This is a genomic window from bacterium, assembly GCA_021372515.1.
In the GTDB taxonomy this organism is placed as follows: Bacteria; Gemmatimonadota; Glassbacteria; order GWA2-58-10; family GWA2-58-10; genus JAJFUG01.
This window is the reverse complement of the sequence record JAJFUG010000072.1, coordinates 55,070-74,355: the sequence shown is the minus strand read 5'-3', so window position 1 is coordinate 74,355 and position 19,286 is coordinate 55,070. Positions and strand designations below refer to the sequence as shown.

General features: G+C 64.0%; 15 protein-coding genes. 5 read left to right on the top strand and 10 right to left on the bottom strand.

The features are described 5' to 3' along the window. Positions 1–94: 94 nt before the first annotated feature. The 3 genes from LLH00_07335 to LLH00_07325 are packed head-to-tail and all read right to left on the bottom strand — an operon-like array spanning position 95 to position 3,917. A complete protein-coding gene (locus tag LLH00_07335) occupies positions 95–889 on the bottom strand; it encodes a DUF3108 domain-containing protein (GenBank protein ID MCE5271084.1) in 795 nt (264 codons plus the stop codon). Positions 890–942: 53 nt separating this feature from the next. Further along, positions 943–2,085, bottom strand: a complete 1,143-nt coding sequence (locus LLH00_07330) for a glycosyltransferase (protein ID MCE5271083.1) — start codon at positions 2,083–2,085, stop codon at positions 943–945. 8 nt (positions 2,086–2,093) lie between these two features. Then, positions 2,094–3,917: an ABC transporter ATP-binding protein/permease gene (locus LLH00_07325; GenBank protein ID MCE5271082.1), complete on the bottom strand. Its 1,824-nt coding sequence runs from the start codon at positions 3,915–3,917 to the stop codon at positions 2,094–2,096. 166 nt (positions 3,918–4,083) lie between these two features. On the opposite strand from LLH00_07325, the gene LLH00_07320 reads away from it, so the two are divergent. The 3 genes from LLH00_07320 (at position 4,084) to LLH00_07310 (ending at position 6,875) form a co-directional block, all read left to right on the top strand. Continuing rightward, positions 4,084–5,721: a glycosyltransferase family 39 protein gene (locus LLH00_07320; protein ID MCE5271081.1), complete on the top strand. Its 1,638-nt coding sequence runs from the start codon at positions 4,084–4,086 to the stop codon at positions 5,719–5,721. Between the two features lie 191 nt (positions 5,722–5,912). Continuing rightward, a complete protein-coding gene (locus LLH00_07315; GenBank protein MCE5271080.1) occupies positions 5,913–6,086 on the top strand; it encodes a hypothetical protein in 174 nt (57 codons plus the stop codon). 237 nt (positions 6,087–6,323) lie between these two features. After that, complete coding sequence (locus LLH00_07310; protein MCE5271079.1) at positions 6,324–6,875, top strand: hypothetical protein; 552 nt, start codon at positions 6,324–6,326, stop codon at positions 6,873–6,875. 735 nt (positions 6,876–7,610) lie between these two features. Here LLH00_07310 and LLH00_07305 read toward each other — a convergent pair. Then, positions 7,611–9,350, bottom strand: a complete 1,740-nt coding sequence (locus LLH00_07305) for a hypothetical protein (GenBank protein MCE5271078.1) — start codon at positions 9,348–9,350, stop codon at positions 7,611–7,613. A 202-nt stretch (positions 9,351–9,552) separates the two neighbouring features. Here LLH00_07305 and LLH00_07300 point away from each other — a divergent pair, with 202 nt between their 5' ends. Next, the gene (locus LLH00_07300; protein MCE5271077.1) at positions 9,553–9,750 is read left to right on the top strand and encodes a DUF6485 family protein; all 198 of its coding nucleotides are present in this window, start codon (positions 9,553–9,555) and stop codon (positions 9,748–9,750) included. 41 nt (positions 9,751–9,791) lie between these two features. Continuing rightward, the gene (locus LLH00_07295) at positions 9,792–10,775 is read left to right on the top strand and encodes a Gfo/Idh/MocA family oxidoreductase (GenBank protein ID MCE5271076.1); all 984 of its coding nucleotides are present in this window, start codon (positions 9,792–9,794) and stop codon (positions 10,773–10,775) included. Positions 10,776–11,000: 225 nt separating this feature from the next. Here the strand turns inward: LLH00_07295 and LLH00_07290 are convergent, their stop codons facing one another. The 6 genes from LLH00_07290 to LLH00_07265 form a co-directional block, all read right to left on the bottom strand. Next, positions 11,001–11,936 (bottom strand): hypothetical protein, encoded by a 936-nt coding sequence (locus tag LLH00_07290; GenBank protein ID MCE5271075.1) that lies wholly within the window; start codon positions 11,934–11,936, stop codon positions 11,001–11,003. 135 nt (positions 11,937–12,071) lie between these two features. Next, on the bottom strand, positions 12,072–13,652 hold the full coding sequence (locus LLH00_07285) for an NAD(P)-binding domain-containing protein (protein ID MCE5271074.1): 1,581 nt from the start codon (positions 13,650–13,652) through the stop codon (positions 12,072–12,074). Between the two features lie 113 nt (positions 13,653–13,765). Continuing rightward, positions 13,766–14,200: a DUF3795 domain-containing protein gene (locus LLH00_07280; protein MCE5271073.1), complete on the bottom strand. Its 435-nt coding sequence runs from the start codon at positions 14,198–14,200 to the stop codon at positions 13,766–13,768. 70 nt (positions 14,201–14,270) lie between these two features. After that, entirely contained in the window at positions 14,271–17,252 is a 2,982-nt protein-coding gene (locus LLH00_07275) for a T9SS type A sorting domain-containing protein (protein ID MCE5271072.1), read from the bottom strand. Between the two features lie 64 nt (positions 17,253–17,316). Further along, positions 17,317–18,597, bottom strand: a complete 1,281-nt coding sequence (locus LLH00_07270) for an SUMF1/EgtB/PvdO family nonheme iron enzyme (protein ID MCE5271071.1) — start codon at positions 18,595–18,597, stop codon at positions 17,317–17,319. Between the two features lie 329 nt (positions 18,598–18,926). Next, the gene (locus LLH00_07265) at positions 18,927–19,097 is read right to left on the bottom strand and encodes a hypothetical protein (GenBank protein ID MCE5271070.1); all 171 of its coding nucleotides are present in this window, start codon (positions 19,095–19,097) and stop codon (positions 18,927–18,929) included. Between the last annotated feature and the right edge of the window lie 189 nt (positions 19,098–19,286).

Genomic DNA, 19,286 nt, shown 5'->3' with positions numbered 1-19,286 from the left:
CGGTTCACGCCCTCACAACCAGTCAGCCATTCCTCTTCCATTCAACAACTCCGGTTGAATGTGAGTCCTTTGAATGTGCATGAGAGAAATCTCTCTACCGTCCCGGCAGGATCTGGGCGTTGCCCTTGACCGGCTCGCCGGTGCCCAGGCGGTAGGACTCCAGCAGCACCACCACGCTGCCGAAATCCAGGTCGCTGGTCATTTTCACTGGGATACGGTGCTCGTCGTCCGTGATCCAGATCAGCAAATCGCCCTTGTGCTCGAACAGCCCCCCGCTGCGAATCTGCGGCTCCACCACCCAGCAGTTGAACCGTCCCACCGGCACGTCCACCCACTCCTTGCGCAGCACCGACACCTTGAGCGGGTTGCCCTGCTTATCGGTGAACCCCTCTAACAGAAGGCCTTGCCCCACCTTGAGGTCCAGGGTGCGGAAATAGTAGAAGATGGAAAGTTCATCCTGGGCCTCGGGCGGGATTTCGGTGGTGTCGCCGCGGGCCAGGTCGTAGCGCAGGCCGTGGTCCTGGTCGTAGATCAGCTCGCGGTTGCGGTGATGGCCGCCCTCGCGCTGGATCTTGGTGTACTTGCGGCTGCACAGGCAGCGCATGTCGATCAGGGTGAGGAAATAGTCACGCACCGGGTAGAGCAGGTCGATGGTCTTGTTCGACTGTGCCTCGGCCACTACGCGGTAGCAGGGGTCGGCGCGGAACGAGTCGATCCCTGCCACCTCGAGGTAGGCCGCGCCGATATTACCCACGGTCCAGTTGACCGAGAACTCCAGGCGCTCTCCCACCTTGAAAGGGGTGGGCGGGAAAGACTGTTCCCCGGCGCCGCAGGCTGCAGAAAAGGTCAGGCCGCTCAGCAGGACCAGCACACCGATGACCGCTCGCATATTCCTCCTCCGGGTTGGGACATCCGCCCCAGACAGGGCGGCGCATGTCCGATTCAGCTTGCGCTCTCTCCGGTGTTGGACGATCCCTGGCCGTCTTTATTCGCCGGGCGGCGGTGGCGGCGGCGGCGGCGCGACTTGGGTCTCGGCTCACCAGTCTCGTCATGAACCTGGGCCTGGGCGGCCGGCGCGGTCTCGGTTTTCTTTTTCTCGCTTCGCTGCGGCTGGGGCTCTTTTTTCTCCCGGGGCTTCTGTTCCGTCTGACCATCGGCGGCCTGGACAGCGCGCGCCTCGCCGGAACTCTTGCGGCGGCGACGGCGACGGCTGCTGCGGCCCTCGCTCTTTTCCTCGGCCTGGGCCCCCCGTGCCTGTTGCGTGGCGGCTTTCTCCGGGCGGTCCTCGGTCTCCTGGGGGGCCGGGCGGCCCTCGGCGGCCGGACGAGGCTGCTGGGCAGGGAGGCTTCCGCTTAGAGCCTTCGAAAACAAGAGCGAGCAGGCCAGTCCGAACGGCGAGAAACGGCTTTTGCGGCGCGAGATGCGGCGATGTTTGACTCTTATTTCCATGACCTTGCGGCTGAACGGCAGCAGGCTCAGGAAAAACAGGAGCGAGGCGGCCTGCGGCGCGGCGGTGCCCATCCGTCCCAGACGCGCCAGCTCGCGCTCGGCCCGCGACAGAAGGTGCAGACGGCAGCCGCGGAATGTGGTCAACAGGTCCGCTGCGCCCTGCGCGGGCTCGAGGCCCTTGAAGCGCAGGATACGGCGCACCAGCCACTGGGCCAGACGGCGGGAGCGCGGCATGCGGCGGCTATCGGTGAAAGAGTCGGCGCTATAGAGGTCCACGTTGCGGTCGATCTGCTGGGCCATTTCCTCCAGGCAGGCCAGATCGACCGGGAAATCGCCGTCCAGTATCAGGAAAAAATCACGCTTGGGGCTTTCGCTCTCGCGCAGGGCGAGGCGGATGGCCTCCAGCAGGCTGGGGCCGTAGCCCTGCCTGCGTCCGTGGTCGATCACGCTCAACTGCGCCGAGGCCAGGTACTGGGCCACCACCGCGGGTGACTCGTCCGTGCAGCCGTCCAGAGTCAGAAACACCCGGTACTCGAAGCGCAGAGCGCGCATCAGCTCGCTGATCCGGTAGAGCAGGATTCCCACGGTCTCCTGCTCGTTGAAAACCGGGATGAAGAAAAAGATTTTCGGTCTCATAATCCCTGTCACGCATCGGTAGTCTGGAACTGGAGTTCGTGCAGCCGACGGTAGAGGCCGTCCCGCGCCAGGAGGCTGCGGTGGCTGCCGGACTCGACGATACGGCCCTCGCTCAGCACAATGATCCGGTCGCAGTGCTGGATGGTGGAGAGACGGTGGGCGATGACCAGGCTGGTGCGGCCTTTCATCAGGCGCTCGATCGCCTGCTGCACAAGCAGCTCGTTCTCCGTGTCGAGCGAGGAGGTCGCCTCGTCGAAAATTAGAATCTGCGGGTTCTTCAGGATCGCCCGTGCGATTGCGATCCGCTGTCTCTGGCCGCCGGAGAGCCGCGTGCCGCGCTCGCCGATGACCGTGTCGTATCCTTCCTCCATCTGGCAGATGAATTCGTGCGCATTGGCCGCCCGGGCCGCGTCCTCGACCGCGCTCTGCGCTGTGTCGCTCAGACCGTAGGCGATGTTGTTGCGCACGGTGTCGTTGAACAGGATCGTCTCCTGGGTGACAATCCCGATCAGGCTGCGCAGGTCGGCCAGGCGGATTTCACGCACGTCCAGCCCGTCAACGCTCAACCGTCCCACGCTCACGTCGTAGAACCTGGGGATCAGGTCCATCAGGGTGGATTTGCCGGCGCCCGACGGCCCGACGATGGCCACGGCCTCGCCGCAGTGGATTTCGAGGTCGATGCCGTGCAGGACCTCACCGCCCTCGTCATAGCTGAAACTGACCCCCTCGTAGCGGATCCCGTCCCTGAAAGCTTCCAGGCGCAACGCCTGCGGCGCGTCGACAATCCGGGGCGGAGTGTCGAGGATGGCGAAGATGCGGTCGCAGGCAGCCAGCCCCTGCTGCATGACGTCGTTGAAATTCCCGAACACCTTGATCGGGCTCATCAGCATCATGCTCACCATCAGGAAGAACAGGAAATCCTGGGCCGGCATCTGCCCGGCAAGCACCTGACGGCCCCCGTACAGCAGGAACGCTCCCCCGGCCGAGGCCATCAGGACCTCGGTCAGCGGCGAGGAGAGTGCTCCGTACTTGTTCGTGCGCTGGAATTCGCGGTAGAAATGCTGGGTCTGGTCCGCGAACTTGCGGCGCTCGAAGTCCTCCATGCCGAAAGCCTTGACCACCCGTATCCCACTGACTGTCTCCTGGAATATGGCGGTGATCTCCCCCATCGCGTTCTGCAGCCAGAGGTTCTTGCGACGCAGCTTCTTGGCCACCCAGGTGACCAGCACGGCCATCGGCGGTATCAGCAGGAACGCCATCAGGGTCAGCTTCCAGCTCGTGACCAGCAGCATGGTCACGAACACCATCAGTTGTCCCGCCGCCATCAGCACCTTGGAGAAGCTGTCGGTGAGCATGCTGCGCACCATGCCCACGTCGTTGGACATGCAGGAGATCAACTGGCCAGTCTTGTTCTTGTGGAAAAAATTGAGGGACAGAGCGTGCAGATGGTTGTACAGATCGTTGCGCAGGTCGCGTACCACCAGTTGCTCGAGCGAGCGGCTGAGGAAACGCTGGATGTAGTCGAAGACGTTTTTGAGCAGGAACAGGCCCACCGTGATCACCACGATCCGGCTGAGCACGCTCAGCGGATCGCCGCGCAGGATAAAGTCCTGGAAAGAGCGCAGGTACTGGTGGAAATCGAAAAAGCCGCCGCCGGTCAGGTTTTTGCTCACATCCGTCTTGTCGGACTTGAATAGCACGCTCAGCAGCGGCATGGCCAGGGTCAGGCTGGCGCCCGCGCTCAACGAATAACCGCCGATTGCGATCAGAGTAGCGCTCAGACGGAGCCAGTAGGGTTTGAGGTAGGCCAGCAGTCGCCAGTATTCTTTCAACACGTATCTCCTGTAAATTCTATAACATAAGGAATTGCAGGAATATACTCAGCGAAAGGGTGAAAGTCAAGCCGCGCGGCCGGCCCACGGCCCATTGACAGGGCTGACACGCCAGGCTAATTTCCTCTGAACTCCGCTGTTGTCACCCTTTACCGACCGGGGCCACATGACCCGTTTCGAACGCCTGACCGCACTGCTTGTCCGGAACCGTTACTCCGCGCTGACTGTCCTGTGCGCGCTGCTCTACCTTCCCAACCTGGGCGGGTACCGTCTGTTCGACGTGGATGAGCCGCGCTACGCAGCCACGGCCCAGCGCATGGTGCAAAGCGGCGACTGGTGCGTACCCTATTTCAACGGCGAGTACAGGTTCGAAAAGCCGGTGCTGACCTACTGGCTGATCGGTGGGGCGATCGTGCTGCTGGGCGACGGGGAGGCGGCGGCGCGGTTCCCCGCGGCAGCCTGCGCCACCGGTACGGTGCTACTCACCTGCCTGCTGGGCACGCGCCTTCTCGCGCCCGGGGCGGGCCTCGCCGCCGGGATGGCCCTGGCTCTTTCGCTCCAGTTCCTGGCCCTGGGGCGCATGGCCCTGACCGACATGCCGCTGACCTTTTTCTTCAGCGCCTGCCTGGCCCTGTTCCTCCTGGCCGACCGTGAGCCGGACCGGAAAAGGGCCCGTCTCCACTGGCTGGGCGCGTTCCTGGCCTGCGGCCTGGCCGTGCTGACCAAGGGCCCGGTGGGGCTGGTCCTGCCGGCGGCGATAGTCGGGGTGTACTGGCTGGCCGCCGGACGGCTGCGGCAGGGGCTGAAAAGCGTGCCCTGGATCAGTGGGACCCTCCTTTTCCTGGCGGTCTGCCTGCCCTGGTACCTGCTGGTGAACCTGCGCAGCGACTGGGAATTCTTCCGCGTGTTCATAATCCGGCACAACATCCAGCGTTTCGCCGGCGAGGTGGCCCCCGGCGGTCAGCACGTGGAGCCGTTCTGGTACTACCTGCCCCTGCTGGTGGCCGGGGCCTGGCCCTGGAGCTTTTTCAGCCTGCAGGCGATAGCCTCCCCGATAAGGCAGTTCCTGCGCAGCACCCGCGCGGAGCGGACCGCCCAGCCCATGCTGTTCCCGCTGGTCTGGTGCCTGGGGGTGGTGCTATTTTTCAGCGTGGCGCGGGCCAAGCTGCCCACCTACATCACCCCGGCCTTTCCACCGCTGATGTTGCTGTTGGCCGCCTACTGGCAGGCTCTTTACGTCAAAGGAAGGATGGGGGCGGCGCTCAAAGCCCCGGCCTGGATCGGGGCTATTCTGAGCGCAGGCGCGGGGGTGTTCCTCATCGTACGCGCCGGCTCGCTGGGCGGGTCGGTGCCGTCCTGGCTGCCCATGCCCGCGGCCGCGGTCTTTGCCGCCGGGTCGCTCCTGGCGCTGCTGTTCGTGCTGCGCCGCAAGCCGGTTGCGGCCCTGTTCGGGCAGGCGCTGGGGCAGATATCCCTGGCCCTGTTTCTCGCTCTGGCCGCGCTGCCCGCGGTCTCGGCGCTGCGCCAGCAGCCGCAGGTGGAGCTGATCGAGTGCGCCCGCCAGTACAGCGGGCCGGCCGAGGTGAACCTGGCCGCCTACCGCTACCGGAAGACCGCGCTGGTCTACTATTCCGGCCAGACTGTCACTTTCGTGGAGCCGGGCCAGTGCGCCCGGCTGGACAGCCTGGCCCGTCCGCTGACCGTGCTCACCCGCAGCCGCTACCTGGCCGAGCTGCAGGACAGCCTTCCCGGCCTCGAGCTGATCGCCCGCTCCGCCGACCTGGTGCTGCTGGGAAAGAAATGACTGACCGGAAAAACTGACCTCGCCGGAGCCGGGCCACTTCTTCCACCTGCCGGCCCCACCATTCATCAACACCATTATTTACAATCACTTACAAGACAACACCCTTTGTCCAGTTTCTGGTACGCAACTTGCCTAACTCCGGGCAGGCATTCACCAATCCCTCTTAACAATCGCCTGACACGGAGGTTATAATGGCGCGCATGAAGTCAGTGGCCAGGGAGATCAAAAAGTTCGACAAGCTCGACACCAAGTTCGGCATCGTCACGGTTCTGGAACGCAAGCAGGGCAAGATCATGGTTCTGATCGACGATGATATCACGGCGACTTTCAACGAGAAGGAATTCTTCAGCGATTTCGTCCTCTGACGGATCGGGCCCCTTCTCTCGATCAATTCCTGGCCACAGCGCAGCAGCCCCACCCGGGACCGCGGTCGGACGGAGCGGTCCCGCCCGAGCCGGTGCAGGTTGCGGCGCCGGGAGTTTGTTGTTTTGATTTGACATTTGTGTATTGTTTACAGTATTATTCCGCAGTTTGATTTTTGCATCCCGTCACTCCCGCTTCTTTCGTCCCCAAGGCAGCGCAACACAACCGGGTCTCGGAAAATGGTCTATTACTATTCGGTCGCGGTTGTTCTCGGTATCTGTATCCTGCTTTTCCTGCTGATCGTGTTCCAGCGCAAACGCGAGGAGGAGTGCAAGCGACGGGAGATGGAATACCTCACCGCCCAGCGGCGGCTGGAATCCTCGCGCGAGCAGCTCAACTCCCTGCGCAAGAAAACGTACGACGCGGAGAACCTGCTCAACGACAACAAGCACTATTTCAACACCAAGCGCGAGGAACTGGTCCAGATCGCCAAGCAACTCAAGAATGTGGAGGAAGAGCGCGACAAGATCCGCCACACCCTGGACGAGGGGGCGGTGCCTGAGGGCGAGCGCAACCTGCTGAACAACCGTCTCAAGCTGGCCGAGGACAAGCACGCCGAGATCAACGCCCGGGCCACCGAATTGCAGGAATCGGTCAAGAAGCTGGAGCTGGCCACCCTGGAAAGCGACAAGCAGATTGTCGCCCTGCAGAACCAGATCGCCCAGGCCGAGAGCGAGTTGGAGTACAACAAGGAACTGGTGCGAATCAAGGAAAAACTGGTTCAGAAATAGACCCGCCCGCCAACCTGTCCGAACACACCTCATCCACCCAAAGCTGCGCCCTGACCGGAGAACCATTCACGCATCCGGGACCGCTCTTCGTTTTCCCTCTCATACCATTTTCAGATTACGGATTGACGCTGTTCCCAAATGAGGGAAGGTGCACATTAAGAGCCAATCCCCCCGCTTTCCCCCCCTTTCTCAAAGGGGTGCCAGGGCAGCTTTGTTAGGAAGTTGCAGGGAAGGGCGTAAAAAAGATAGGCGGGCACGGCATGCCGCGCCCCTAAGCGGAAATGCGGATGTTTACGGCACAGCGCCTATCCAGGTCTGCGGCGGCTTGACTGCCTTCGTGAATAGCTTCTGTTTCCGGGCCTTGTTCCCAGCGGCCCGCAGGGCCGTCCGGGGCCGTACTGTCCGAGCCCCGCACGAGAAGCGGAGTACACTCCCCCGTGCACAGCGGAGGCAGATGAAGCGGAGTCAGGCGGGCAATCAGCGTCAGCGTCGCCCCGCAACACTGGCAGCGTGCAGAGAGGCGCCGCGCACACCGCGGGAGGAAGAAAAGCCGAGGCCAATGCGAGTTTACGGCCCCGAAGCGTCTTTTGGTCCTTTTCCACAAGCCGGAAAAGGACAAGACAGTAGTTGCCTGTCGATTCCGGGATGCAAGTTCCTAAGCCGGACATTAATGGGATCGAGGGGATTTCCTTATTCCGCTGATATTTTTTGTCTATTCTGAATATGGATACGGTGTCAGGCGCTTTTCACGAGACTGCGGCTGCGCCGCACCAGGAACCAGCCCAACAGCACCAGGGCCAGCGCCGACAGGGCATCCACCAGAGCCGCGCGAGCGCTTCCGCTGAGCAGTCCGACCAGGGCCAGAGCCGCGCCGATGGCGCCCAGTATCCAGCCCACGACCCGAAACGGCGAAGGCGCCGCCGAGTCCTCCGGCGACTGCGCCGCTGTGGCCGTGCCGCCTCCCTCATCGCCGAACGCTGCTCCACTTTCGCCCCCGCCGCGCAGCACGCGGTCGAAAAGGTCATCCACCCGCGCCTTGACCGCCCCCCGTGCGGGACGGAACCAACCCACGAGCAGGAACACCCCCGCGGTCACGGCCACGTTGCCCAGGACAAAGGGAGCGTAGGACCAGCCCAGGCCATACTTGGCGAGTGCGCCGAAAGCCAAGCCGCTCAGGCAGGAGGTGATCGCCGCCCCGGGGCCCGGACGGCGTATCCAGATCCCCAGCAGGATCGGGATCGTGGTGGGCCCGCCGATCATCCCCAGGATCGTCATCATCACACCGAAAGCCCCGCCCAGGCGCTCCACGCTGGCCGCCACGAGCAGGGCCAGGCCTCCCACCAGAAGGGTGTTAATCTTGCCCACCACGGCCAGGCGGGTGGCGCTGGCCTTGCGGTTGAGCAGACGGTGGTAGAGGTCGCTGGTCAGCACGGCGCCGTAGATGTTGTAGTCCCCGGCCAGCGAGCTCATGGTCGCCGCCATCAGGGCCACCGCCACCAGGCCGATCATGCCCACCGGCAACAGGTCGACGCAGAGCTTGATGTAGCTCGTCTCCATCAGCGAGGTCCCGGCCATCAGGGCATCCCCGTACAGCACCCGGCTTATGAGCGGCGGCCCGATCACCAGCGGGAAAAACAGTATCCCCAGCCACATCGAGAGCTTCGCGCTGCGGCGGGCATCCCTCGGCGTGGGCACGGTGGTGTAGCGCTGGACCAGCGAGAAACTGCCGTTGTACAGCAGCGGAGTCATCACCCACATGGCCACGAAAAACCAGATCGTGAAATCGCCGTTGTAGCTGTCGAACGGGTGGAATATCTTGAAAAACCCCTCCGGCGCCCCGGCGGCCAGGCCGCTCAGCCCCCCCACTTTCGCCAGCCCCACCGGCAGCACCACCAGCAGCACCAGGGCCAGGATGATGAACTGGACCAGGTCGGTGATCATCACCGCCCAGAGGCCCCCGAGCATCGTGTAGCCCACCGTGAGCAGGCTCAGGCCCAGGATGCTGGCCCAGAGCGGCACTCCGAACACGAAACCCAGTATCTTGGCCGTGGCGTAGCACTTGACCCCGTCATCCCCGATGCGGAACGGGGTGACCGACCAGGCGAACACCTGGCGCGTGCTCAGGCTGAAACGTGTCTCCATGAACTCGGGCACGGTGATCACGCCGGTCTTGCGCCAGCGCTCGGCCCAGAGAAACATCCCGACAAACCAGGCGAACGACATGCCGTAGAGAACGTGCACCAGCGGGGCCACTCCCAGGCGGTAGACCTGCGAGGCCAGGCCCACGAACACGTAGGCGCTGAACGCGCTCATCCAGGCGCTCACCCCGGAGAGCCACCAGGGAATGCGCCGCCCCCCGGCGAAATAGTTGATCCCCTTGCGGCTGAAACGGATGCAGTAGATGCCGATGGCCAGCATCAACAGGCTGTAGACCAGGATCATGGCCCAGTCGCCGAGACGGAGGTTCTGTTGCAAAATGCCTCCAGCGGGCTGAATGGAGCGTAGCGGGAAGGAAATTCAGGCGTGGATCGCATCTGTCACCGGGCGAATTTACCACTCCCGCGGCGTCGGCGCAACAAAGGCCTGCGGCGCACCCGGGGCAGCGGCCTTGCGCCCTGCCGGGGCAGGAATTAGATTTGCATCCGAACTTATACCGCAATCCTGCAAGGAGCCGACCGTGGACTGTAAAAATCTCAGCTCCAACCTGAAAGACTGCAACTGCACCTACGAGCCATGCAGCCGCAAGGGCAAATGCTGCGAGTGCATCGCCTACCACCGCCGCAACGATGAGCTGCCGGCCTGCTATTTCAGCGCGGCCCAGGAGCGGACCTACGACCGCTCGATTGTCTATTTCGTGCGCTGCAACCAACGCTGAGCAGCCTGCCGCGGCCTGAAACCGCACTGAGGGGAGACACATTGGATCGGATACGAGCAGCCGTAGTGGGTGCGGGCTATATCAGCGAGGGCTACCACTGCCCCGCGCTCAAGCGCCTGACCCAGAAATACCCGGGCCTGGAGTTGGCCGCGATCTGCGACACCTCGGCCGTCAGGGCCGAGACCGCGGCCGCGCGTTTCGGGTTCGCCGCCTGGTACGACAGCCCGGATGAAATGCTGAAGAAAGAGAAGCTGGACGCTGTCTGGGTCCTGGTGCCGCCGGCGGTGATCCCGGAGGTCGCGCTCAAGTTCATCGACCGCGAGATACCGCTGCTGCTGGAGAAGCCCCCGGGGCTCGGCAGCGCGGATGTCGAACGCCTGATCGAGGCGGTTGAGAAAAAGAAACTGACTCATGTGGTGGCGCTTAACCGCAGGTTCATCCCCCTTGTGCAGCGGCTCAAGGAAATAATCAGCGCCCCGGGCGCCCCGGCGCTGCACGCCGTCGAGGGCCAGATGCTGCGCTGCGGGCGCACGGATGCCGATTTCGGCTACAGCACCGCCGTGCACGCCATCGACACCCTGCGTTTCCTGGGTGGCGATGTCTCGGCCGTGGAGGTGCGCAAGCTGGAGCTGGCCGGCAATGTGCGGCCCTCCTATTTCGTCGATTACAGCTACCGTTCCGGGGCGCACGGACGGCTGACTGTCCTGCCCGAGGCCGGCCTGGCCCTGGAGCGCTACACAGTTCACGCCCACGGGGCCACCACGATCCTGGAATGCCCCCTGGACTGGACCGTGGACTACCCGGGACGCCTCCTACACTACAACGGACGGGACCGGCATTTCGTGCAGGACAGCCGAGTGTTCCCTCCCGGCGACCCGGCCGAGGTGACCGGTTTCCTGGGCGAGAGCCAGCATTTCATCGACTGCCTGCTCAAGGGAGCGACACCCTCGCCCTCGCTGGCCGAGTGCCTGCAGTCGATCCGCATCGCCGAATGTGTGATGGCGGGCAAGTCGGCGCGGTTCTAAGTCCCCAAAAACATATAGGGGCGGGTTTGAAACCCGCCCCTACGCTATTTTCGGACCGTTTCTTCCCCGTCGCGATCCTGTCAGACGATAAGCCCAGAGAGCCGGCCAAACCTCCCCCTTTTTCAAAGCAGGGGGAGCGAGGGGGATTTAATCTCCTGAATCGGGCACGGCATGCCGTGCACCCACATCCGGTCTTTTGGATTACGAGGCAGGCTCTTCTCCCTCTCAGCCCACCTTGACCCGCGCGGCCACCGCGGGCCGTCCGAAAGTGACCTCCTGAATCTCCGAGCAGACACAGTCGCGGTGCGCGCAACGGATCGGACGCATGTTCAGCATGTCCACCTGATCCATGGGCACCAGCTTGCCACACTGCGAGCACTGCCAGCCGGTGACATGCCCCTTGCGCAGCACGTCCTTGATGAACCGCACGAACACGTCCATGGTGAAAGCCTTGGTCAGCAGGCCCACCGCCCCGAGGTCGAGCACGTGGCTCACTCTCTCGGCGCAGTTCTGCTCGCTCACCGCCACCAGCGGTATCTCGCCGTGATTGTGCATCGCAGTCAGAAGGTCGTCCACCGAGGCGCCGCTCTGGGCCTCGGTCTCCAGGCTGAGCAGCACCATGCGGATACGGCCCTCGTTGCGCGGGCTGGTCACGTAGCTCAGGGCCTTGTCCAGGGCGGTGAAGCCCATCGGGTTGAAGCCGGAGACATAGTTGACCACTGCCAGGGACTCCATCTCCACGTAGGCCGGGTCGCTGTCCACCAGGACAATCATGTTGGCCTTGGAGTGGCGGCCGGCCTGGGATTCCTCCTCAACCCGGCGCTCCTCGCGCTCGCGCTGCGCCTGGGGAGAGTGCTGGTGCTGACGGCCCCCGCCGCCGTTCTCGGGCTGCCGGCCCCCACCGCCGCCCTGACGGTTCTGCTGCGGCTGCGGTTGCGGGTGGCCGCCGTTCGGCTTGCCCTGGGCCGGCTGGTTGTGGTTGCCGGGCTGGCCCTGCTGCGCCTGGGCCGCCATCTGCTCGCCGCTGTTGTGTTTGCGGTTTCTCTGCGAGCGCCGTCTGCGGCGGCCGGAACGGCCTCCGCCTGCGCCGCCGCCCTGCTGCTCGCCGCCCGCTGGCGCACCAACCGATTTATCTGGATGCAATTTTCTGTCCTTGCTCATTGCAGGTATCTCTTCTCGAGGATCGATTCACGTTAAGGGTGCGGCCACTGAGCCACCACACCCCGGGCCTCCCCGGTTTAACCTCCGCCGCCGCCCGAATGTATCACCCGAGGTAGTCCCAGGTCGAAAAACTTCTCAGACTGCCATCATGAAACTCTTGTAAGGCGATATCTTCGCCTTGATTCCCTCGAAAACCTCGCGGTTGAGCGAAGTGTCGGTCTGAAGCACCGCGATGGAACGACCCTCCCGGTCGGTGGTGAAACGGATGTTCAGGATATTCAGCCCGGCGCTGGACAGGGCCAGGCTGATGTCGTTGATCAGGCCGATACGGTCCTTCTGGTAGGTGAACAGCATGTGCCCGCTGGGGATCAGATCCAGGTTGACGAACGAGTCGATCCGGTTGATCTTCAGCTCGCTCTCCGGGGTGATCGTGCCACGGATCGAGGTTTCGAGGTACTCCTGTTTCTTGGACAGGATGTCGATGGTGATCGACTCGCCGTAGCCCTTGCTGTCGTCCGGCACGCGCTTGACCACCAGGATGCCGCTCTCCTCGGCGCGCTTGATGGCCTCGGCCGGAGAGACCACCTCCTGATGGTAGATGTCCATCAAGCCCTTGAGCAGGTATTTGGTCAGCACGTCGATATGCTTGTTCAGCCGTCCGTAGCAGGTGATCCGAACTTCCTGCGGCTGGTAGCCGCCGATGTTGTAGTGGGCGATCTCGCCGATCAGGCGGGTCAGCTCGAGGAAACGCGGGTTCAGGTCGGGCGGGATGGCCAGGTTGTTGACCGGGAAACACACCATGCGCTTGACCAGGAAATCGCGCAGCTCCTCGGCCGCCGATACCGCGGCCCGTCGGTTGGCCTCGGAGGTGTTGGCCCCCAGGTGCGGGGTCGAGACGAGCCGGTCGGCCAGCACGGCCACGGACTTGTCACCCTCCTTGTCGCCCTCCACGAACACGTCCGCCCCGAAGAGCAGGTCCTCGCGCGCCCCGAACACCTCCAGCAGGGCGGCCTGGTCCACCACCTCGGCGCGGGCCGAGTTGATCAGCATGGCGCCCTTTTTCATCGACCCCAGCAACTGGCCGCCGATCATCCCGCGGGTCTTGTCGTTGAGCGGCACGTGCAAGGTGATGAAATCGCTCTCGGCGAACACCTCCTCCAGCGACTTGATGCTTACACCGATGTCGCGCGCTTTCTCCTCCGAGACAACCGGGTCGAACCCGATCACGTTCATCTCGAAGCCCTTGGCCTTGCGGCTGACCAGAGTGCCGATATTGCCCAGGCCGACTATGCCGATGGTCTTGCCCACCAGCTCGCGGCCCATCAGTCCCGATTTCTCCCAGCGCCCTTCCTTGACCGAGCGGTCGGCGCGGGCCAGACAGCGCGAGCCGGCCAGCATGAACGCGAACACCAGCTCGGCCACCGAGTTGCTGTTGGCGCCGGGGGTGTTCATCACCTGGATGTTGCGCGTGGTGGCGTAGGCCACATCGATCGTGTTCACTCCGCTGCCGGCGCGCACCACTGCCTGCATCTGGTCGGCCGCATCCAGCACCGTCCTGGTCACTTTCTCGCTGCGCACGATCAGCCCCTGGCAGCCCTTGACCGCCTCGCACAACCCCGGTTCATCCAGGCCCGCTTTCACCACCACCTCGATCCCCGCCTCTTCGAGGATACGCCGGGCAACCTCGTCCAGTTTGGTCGCGATCAGGACCCGCATGTGGCTGCTCCTTTTGGTTGATTTTTTATACCGCAAGCCGCATCACAGTGAAGGACTGCAACAGGCTCTCTCAAGCAGTCGGAATGAAAGTGCATTTTCAAGTGACGGATAAATTAATGCCAACCGCGGCCGCAGGAAAGACACTGCGGCTTGTGAACGCTGAGGATTTCCCCACACCCCGGACATTCCCAGCGCTGGTTTTCCTTTTCGACGAAACTTTCGACTCCGTTCAGCCGGATGTTTTCCAGATTTTCCAGCATGCTCATCCCGTATTTTGTCCGGTAGCGCTTGTCAAGCTGTTTCAGACGGGTGCAGGGAAAACTGTCGCAGTTGAAACAGTAGTCGGCCCTGTCTTCCGGTATCCTGCCGCAGTTCAATATCCGGCACCTGACAACGGATTTGAAGATGAAATACCCCCCGCTGCGGCAACCCGGACAGGTGTTCTTGTCTCTGACATAGGCGTGGCAGAGACGGCAGTTCATCCCGCAGCGCGCGATCAGCTCCGGGCCCGCCGCCTCGACAACCCGCTTCGCCCTCGGAGATTTCATGGCTCAGAAAAACCTCGGGCGCCGGGCGGCGCCCCCTGAAAACATTCCCACTTCGTAAAGGACAGGTCCGCTATTTAAGCAGGATCATCTTGCGCACCGCGCTGCGGCCGCCGGCCTCCAGGCGGTAGAAATACACGCCCGAGGCCACCTGCCGTCCCTGTGCGTCCCGCCCGTCCCACTGCACCGAGTGCCGCCCGCCGCCCAACTGCTCATCCACCAGCACCCGCACCGTCGCGCCGCGCAGGTCGTAGACCCGCAGCGCCACTTTCTGCAGCGCCGCGCCCTCCGGCAGGTCGAAAGTGATCGTGGTCGAGGGGTTGAACGGGTTGGGCGAGTTCTGGTTCAGCACCGGAGTTGCCACCCGGGGCAGTTCGGGGCCGGTGCCGCCGCCCAGGACAGTCACCCGGCCCAGGTCGACCGTGCCGCCCGTGCTTCCGGCTAACTCGAAGCCGCTGCGGCTCAGGCTCAGCTCGCGGCCCTCCCGCGTGACCCGCAGGCTGTAGCTGCCCGCGGTCAGGGTGCTGAAAGCGAAATTGCCCTGCGTGTCGACTTTCACCGAATCCACCACGTTGCCCGCGATATGAACGACAGCCGGACTCGTGGAACCGGACATGTCCGAGGCCAGGTCGAGCTTGCCGCTCAGGGCGAAAAACGTGATCTGAAGAGACTGCGCCAGAAGGCGCGTGGCTGCGCCGGTGGTGTCGTTCCAGGCCAGGACCACCCGGTCCGTGCCCAGGATGCTCAGGCAGGGCAGGGCGGCCAGGCGCACTCCGGGCACCTGGAAAACACTGCCGCGCGGCGCGCCAGTCGAATCGATCTTGCAGCCTAACAGGCGGGTCTCGCCGCCCATCTCTTTCTCCACCCAAAGGACGAGATGGTCGCCGTGGCTGTCCACGGCCACGGCCGGATTGGTCTGCCCCACCACGCCGCCCGAGGTGGACAGGCTGCCGAAAACGCCGCGGTAGCCCAGCTCCTGCGGCAGCTCCAGGCTGTCGCCGCGCTCGGAGTACAGGCGGTAGTAAAGGTGCTGGGCGTCGGAGAAGAACTCCTGCCAGACCACGAAGAACCGTCCGGTGAGCGGCGAGGCCACCACCTGCGGCTTTCCGCTGGCGCCCAGGTAATCGGCCTGGACCTCGCTGACCGCCAGCTCGGAACCGCGCGGCGTGCCGCCGGAATTGAACACCTGGGCACGGATGCGCGCGTTGGTCCCCGAGACCGCGCCCTCGCGCCAGACAATCATCTGGTTGCCGGCCGGGCTTGTGGCCAGTGACGCGTACCGTCCGCCGCCGTGGGCCGCGCTGGCCACGCTGCGCACCGAGCCGATCCGGTTGCCCAGGCTGTCCCAGTGCGCCAGGACCAGTTCGGGGATCCCGGCCAGCGGGGTCCAGCGCTCCCAGGCCGCGCTCAGCACTCCGTCCGGCCCGAGCGACAGGCTCACCCCGTCCAGGAAATTCTGGGCCGACTGTTCCAGAGTCAGGCCGGCCTGTTTCAGCGCACCGTCCGCCCCGAACAGCGAGGCGCGCACCCGGTAGCCCGAGGCGCCGCTCTCCTGCCAGCCCACCGCGTACTGTCCGCTCACAGCCCGGGCCACAGTGGGATGGCGCTGCACGGCCGTCTCCGGCTGGAGCGGCTGCACGGCCCCGGAGGGACGGTCATCCGCAGAGAAAGTCAACTGCTGTATCTGGGCCCCCTCCTCCACGCTCTGGCGCTCCCAGAACAGGCTGTAGCTCAGGTCGGGGTGCCCGACCAGGGCAGCGGCCCCGGCCAGCTCGCCCTCGCCCCCGGAAGGGGATATGTGCATCGGGTCTGTGATCAGTCCGCCGGCGCTGAAATTCTGCATCCACAGGTCGGACACGTCGTGGGCGTCATCACCCCAGACCGACACGAAAGTGCCGTCCTGACGGATCGCGTCGACCGGTTGGAGCGCTTTCATGTTCTGCGGGGTTATCTGTCCCTGGCGGCCGCCCTCGACGCCCTCGTTGACGTTACAGACGAAAGACCAGGCCGCGCTGCCACCACCGTCCTGGTTGCGCACCCAGACCAGGGCCACATCCCCGTTCTCGTTGCCCGACAGGGCGGGCTTGGTCAGGGACAGCTCCAGGCCGGCATCCACCACCGCTGGAATCGAGTCCTCCGTGATCCGGGTCGGGGAACGGTTTATCTGCAGGCGGATCGAGTAGAGCTTGAGCTGCGGCACACCGCTGCCGCTCACCTCGACCCAGCTCACCACGAACCAGCTGTAGGTGGAACTGAAAGAGGAGGCGGACACCGCGGGCGGAGAGAGCGCGGTCACCTGGCTCGAATCCTCGGGCAGCATCAGGCGCTGGAGCATCTCGTGCCCCAGGCGGTCGTAGGCGATGACGCGGATGCCGACACTGTCCGGCTGCATATCGCGCCAGGCGGCGACAGTGTTGCCCTTGCGGTCGGCGGCGATGACCGGGTCGAGCTGGTCGCCGGCCGGGGTGTCGTTCAGGCGGTGGGTGCCGACCCACTGGTGGGTCAGCGTGTCCTGGGCGCCGTAGCCCAGGCTGTCCGCGGCCAGGAACCGCGCGCCGTAGACATCCTGGCCCTCGGTGCCCTGGTCCTGCCAGACCAGGTAGACTATGCCGCTGGAATCGATGCCGACCGAGGGGTTCAGCCCGCGTATCCGGCGCGCCACGGCATCGGGACGGGGGTTCTGCTCCACAGCCCCGCCGTTGGTGTCGAACCGCCGGAAATAGATGAAGCTGACAGGCCAGATACCATCCGCCCAGGCCAGCACCGCCTGCCCGTTGAAATCCACGGCCAGGTCGTGGTGGCTCTTGCGGGTGGTCGGGTAGATACTGCCCTCCACGGTCGGCCCCAGGCGTCCGCCTTGACGGTCGAAGCCCTGGAGCAAAATCCGGGACAGGCCCGCCGTGCTGTCGAACCAGGAGACCAGCAGACGGTCCTGATGGTCCACGATCACCGCGGGCCGCAACTGGCCACCCGCCGGATCGAGGGCCACCGGGACATAACCGGGACTGGCGCTCTGCGCCCGCAGGCCACCCGGCCCGGCCGTCAGCCCAAGCAACAGCGCCGCGGCGATTATGAAATTACGGTAACGGATTTTCCCATCCTTTGGCTGTCGGTGTCGATCAAGGCAAACGGACCAGCCGGAAGCCGATATCGATCTCGCGGTTGTCCGGGGCCACGGCGCTGCGGTTGGCGGTGCGGGTCTGATCGATCTCGGTCAAATAGCTGCCACCGCGCACCACTCGGTAGAACTGGTTCTCCAGATCGGTCGAGCCCTGAGGGTCCTGCCAAGTCTGCTCTGTGGCGTAGTAATTCGGGTTGTACCAGTCCAGGCACCATTCCGCGGCGTTGCCGGCCATGTTCAGCGGGCCGAACGCACTGGCCCCGGCCGGGAACGCCTCCACCGGTGCGGTGAACGTGTAGCCGTCACCCCCGTGCTTCACATTCGCCCGCATGGAGAGCGGGATCGCCAGCTCGGTGCTGTCCACCGGCTCGTCCTCCAGAATCGACCAGGGGTACTCGCGCGCGCCACCGCCCCGGGCCACGTACTCCCACTGCGCCTCGGTGGGCAGGGTGTAATGCGCGCCCGTGCGCAGGCTCAGCCAACGGCAGAACGCCACCGCATCCTCCCAGCTCACCCCGATCACCGGGAAATTCGGCTTGGACAGGGCCACACCCGGCCAGGCGCCGATACCGCTCGTGTCCTTGGGCGTGCGGGAATCCCCCTCCTCGCGCCAGAACTCGTAGTACTGCATGTTGGTCACCTCGTAGCGACCGATCAGGAACGAGGACAGGTGCACCTCGTGGGCCGGAATCTCATCCCGGTTGTCGTAGAAGATCGAATCCACAGCCGAGGAGTCGGAGCCCATAATGAAAGTGCCGCCCGGGATGAACACCATCTCCAGGTCGAGGTAGAAATTCTGCCCGGCGCCGGCCACGCGCACCGAATCGATGCCCACGGTGTCGATTGCCACGTGGAAAGTGTCGGCCCAGCCGGTGGTGATCAGATAGAGGTTGGTGTGGCAGACCGAATCTATGCCGGTGGGGGTGAACGTGACCGTGAGGCTGCCGGTCTTGGTGGTCCTGTTGAGGCTGAGGCTGTCCGGGCTGACACGGAAGACGCTGGTGTCGCTCAGGACCAGGTGGACTTTGGCCTGGACCGTGTCGCCGTACTGGACCTGGACTGTCTGGGTGCTGGCCTGGCCGATGAAGGTTGGGGCGAAGCTTATCACATAGGTGGAAAGCTTCAGACCGGCCGCGCTGTACTCGCTCTCCTCGGGCAGGATCGCCAGGTCGCTGTTGCAGCCGGCGCTCAGCAGCGCCAGCAGCAGGAACAGTCCTGCGACCGATCCGGCCGACCGCCTGAGATGCCCGCTCGATACAGGCCGTTCAAATAGATTCATGGACCCGTCTGATCTCTGTAGGTATCCGTCACCAAAGTGGCATCCGCCTGTCCCACAGGAAAGCGGGCCACGGCTCCGCTGGTCGCCGGCCCCTGCCGGACGCAGCAGTAAGATACATCCGCCCGCACGGGGAAGTCAAGGCTTGATTAAATCTTTCAGCATTATTCAACACGCTGAAGTGAAAAGAGTTCCGAAAATCTGCTCATCCGGGGAGGGTGAATTGCTCAAGGGGGGGCGAAAATACACCTGCAAGGCTATGGTGCTCCAACCCGCCGCTTCCTGTAGGTGGGCCGGTCGGCCTGTCCTCCGGGGGGGAGGACAGGCCGTGCTCAGGCGTTGTCCAGCAGGTACTCCAGGGTCATGAGGTTGGCCAGGCACTCCATCGATTCCTCCGGGCTGCCGCCGCAACGGCGACGGCATTCCTCGAGGCACCGGCGTTTGAGCTCCTCCTGACGGTCGAGCAGCTCCTGCTTGATAAGATCCAGATACTCCTGTTCCATACTACGCTACTCCTGAAACAGGCTTTCCAGGCAGGGACTGGGCCTGCCGGAAAACGGGAGGTTAAAGTACTCGGGCCGGAGGCGGGAGCTGTGGCGGGCCTGATCCCGACCCCGGACCGAAAAAGTCCGAACGTTTAAATATATAGTAAATTAGGTCCCAAACACAATACTAAAACAAAAGTTTTTTTG

Excerpts from the sequence above, each read along its gene's own strand:
- LLH00_07315 (MCE5271080.1), top strand. The coding sequence starts at position 5,913 with ATGGCGCGCATGAAGTCAGTGGCCAGGGAGATCAAAAAGTTCGACAAG.
- LLH00_07320 (MCE5271081.1), top strand. The coding sequence starts at position 4,084 with ATGACCCGTTTCGAACGCCTGACCGCACTGCTTGTCCGGAACCGTTAC.
- LLH00_07335 (MCE5271084.1), bottom strand. The coding sequence starts at position 889 with ATGCGAGCGGTCATCGGTGTGCTGGTCCTGCTGAGCGGCCTGACCTTT.
- LLH00_07280 (MCE5271073.1), bottom strand. The coding sequence starts at position 14,200 with ATGAAATCTCCGAGGGCGAAGCGGGTTGTCGAGGCGGCGGGCCCGGAG.
- LLH00_07265 (MCE5271070.1), bottom strand. The coding sequence starts at position 19,097 with ATGGAACAGGAGTATCTGGATCTTATCAAGCAGGAGCTGCTCGACCGT.
- LLH00_07270 (MCE5271071.1), bottom strand. The coding sequence starts at position 18,597 with ATGAATCTATTTGAACGGCCTGTATCGAGCGGGCATCTCAGGCGGTCG.
- LLH00_07290 (MCE5271075.1), bottom strand. The coding sequence starts at position 11,936 with ATGAGCAAGGACAGAAAATTGCATCCAGATAAATCGGTTGGTGCGCCA.
- LLH00_07310 (MCE5271079.1), top strand. The coding sequence starts at position 6,324 with ATGGTCTATTACTATTCGGTCGCGGTTGTTCTCGGTATCTGTATCCTG.
- LLH00_07285 (MCE5271074.1), bottom strand. The coding sequence starts at position 13,652 with ATGCGGGTCCTGATCGCGACCAAACTGGACGAGGTTGCCCGGCGTATC.
- LLH00_07330 (MCE5271083.1), bottom strand. The coding sequence starts at position 2,085 with ATGAGACCGAAAATCTTTTTCTTCATCCCGGTTTTCAACGAGCAGGAG.